Consider the following 2,819-nt stretch of genomic DNA (forward strand, 5'->3'; position numbering starts at 1 on the left):
CGGTGGGAAATCTTATCTTGAAGTTGGCTTCGCGCTTAGATGCTTTCAGCGCTTATCCATTCCGTACATAGCTACCCAGCCATGCCCTTGGCAGAACAACTGGTACACCAGAGGTACGTCCATCCCGGTCCTCTCGTACTAAGGACAGGTCTTCTCAAATTTCCTACGCCTGCGACGGATAGGGACCGAACTGTCTCACGACGTTCTGAACCCAGCTCGCGTACCACTTTAATGGGCGAACAGCCCAACCCTTGGGACCTACTACAGCCCCAGGATGTGATGAGCCGACATCGAGGTGCCAAACCTCCCCGTCGATGTGGACTCTTGGGGGAGATAAGCCTGTTATCCCCAGGGTAGCTTTTATCCGTTGAGCGATGGCCCTTCCACGCAGAACCACCGGATCACTAAGTCCGATTTTCATCCTTGCTCGACCTGTATGTCTTGCAATCAAGCTCTCTTTTGCCTTTACACTCTACGTACGATTTCCGACCGTACTGAGAGAACCTTTGAGCGCCTCCGTTACCTTTTGGGAGGCGACCGCCCCAGTCAAACTGCCCACCTGACAGTGTCCCAAGACCAGATTCATGGCCTATGGTTAGAGTCCCAGTACTACAAGGGTGGTATCCCAAGGATGGCTCCGCCAAAACTGGCGTCCTGGTTTCAAAGCCTCCCACCTATCCTGTACATGTAGTACCAAGACCCAATGTCAAGCTACAGTAAAGCTCCATGGGGTCTTTCCGTCCTGTCGCAGGTATCCGGCATCTTCACCGGAATTACAATTTCACCGAGTCTGTTGTTGAGACAGTGCCCAAATCGTTACGCCTTTCGTGCGGGTCGGAACTTACCCGACAAGGAATTTCGCTACCTTAGGACCGTTATAGTTACGGCCGCCGTTTACTGGGGCTTAAGTTCACTGCTTCGATTGCTCTAACAGATCCCCTTAACCTTCCAGCACCGGGCAGGCGTCAGCTCCTATACATCGTCTTGCGACTTAGCAGAAACCTATGTTTTTGGTAAACAGTCGCTTGGGCCTATTCTCTGCGGCCACCGGATGGTGGCACCCCTTATCCCTAAGTTACGGGGTCATTTTGCCGAGTTCCTTAACAACAGTTCTCTCGCGGGCCTTAGGATACTCTCCTCACCCACCTGTGTCGGTTTGCGGTACGGGTACCTTTAACCTCGATAGAGACTTTTCTTGACAGTGTGAAATCAGCTACTTCGCTACTAAATTTCGCTCCCCATCACATCCCAGCATTATCAAAGCGGATTTACCTACTCTGACTGCCTCAATGCTTGGGCACACATAACCAACAGTGTGCTTAGCTTATCCTACTGTGTCATCCCATCTCTCAAACGGTTATCGGTAGTACAGGAATATCAACCTGTTGTCCATCACCTACGCCTTTCGGCCTCAGCTTAGGTCCCGACTAACCCAGGGCGGACGAACCTTCCCCTGGAAACCTTGGGTTTACGGCCTGTGGGATTCTCACCCACATCTCGCTACTCATGCCAACATTCTCACTCCCATACTGTCCACATGTCCTTACGGTCATGCTTCAACCCGTATGGGAAGCTCCCCTACCCATCATAATGATGCCGTAGCTTCGGTAGTAAGTTTTAGCCCCGGAAATCTTCGGCGCAGGATCACTCGACCAGTGAGCTATTACGCACTCTTTGAATGAGTGGCTGCTTCTAAGCCAACATCCTGGTTGTCTGTGCAATCCCACATCCTTTACCACTTAACTTACATTTAGGGACCTTAGCTGACGATCTGGGCTGTTGCCCTTTCGACTATGAATCTTATCACCCACAGTCTGACTCCCAAGTATAAGATGACGGCATTCGGAGTTTGATAGTCTTCGGTAGGTGCAATACCCCCTAGGACATTCAGTGCTCTACCTCCGTATCTCTCACCTTGAGGCTAGCCCTAAAGCTATTTCGGGGAGAACCAGCTATCTCCGGGCTCGATTGGAATTTCACCGCTACCCACAAGTCATCCCCGAGCTTTTCAACGCTCGTGGGTTCGGACCTCCACGAAATTTTACTTTCGCTTCATCCTGCTCATGGGTAGGTCGCCCGGTTTCGGGTCTACGTCAAGTAACTGAACGCTCAGTTAAAACTCGCTTTCGCTACGGCTCCACACCTTAAGTGCTTAACCTTGCTACTTAACGTAACTCGTTGGCCCGTTCTACAAAAAGTACGCGGTCACACAAGAAATGTGCTTCCACAGCTTGTAAGTGCAGGGTTTCAGGTTCTATTTCACTCCCCTCCCGGGGTTCTTTTCACCTTTCCCTCACGGTACTATACGCTATCGGTCACTAGGTAGTATTTAGCCTTGGAGGGTGGTCCCTCCTGCTTCCCACAGGGTTTCACGTGTCCCGTGGTACTCTGGATCATATCTAAAGTTTTCTCGTTTAACATACAGGACTATTACCTTCTGTGGTGGGTCTTTCCAAACCTCTTCAATTACGATACCTCTTCGTTATGATATGTCCGCAACCCCAATAAAGAAAACTTTATTGGTTTGGGCTCTTCCGCGTTCGCTCGCCGCTACTTACGGAATCGAATTTCTTTCTCTTCCTTCAGGTACTTAGATGTTTCAGTTCCCTGAGTTCCCCTCATTAAGCTATGTATTCACTTAATGATACTTAGACATTACTCTAAGTGAGTTTCCTCATTCGGAAATCTTCGGATCAAAGTTTACGTGCAACTCCCCGAAGCTTATCGCAGCTTATCACGTCCTTCATCGGCTCCTAGTGCCAAGGCATCCGCCCTGCACCCTTAATAACTTGACCAGTTAAAAAGGTTTGATAGATTAA

1 rRNA gene is annotated in these 2,819 nt (G+C 49.8%); it reads right to left on the reverse strand.

The annotated features are described in order from the left end of the window. Positions 1-2,795, reverse strand: a 23S ribosomal RNA gene (locus tag Q3304_RS20595); the annotation flags it as partial. Positions 2,796-2,819 lie beyond the last annotated feature (24 nt).

This window comes from Clostridioides sp. GD02377 (genome assembly GCF_045899875.1).
Classification (GTDB): domain Bacteria; phylum Bacillota; class Clostridia; order Peptostreptococcales; family Peptostreptococcaceae; genus Clostridioides; species Clostridioides difficile_A.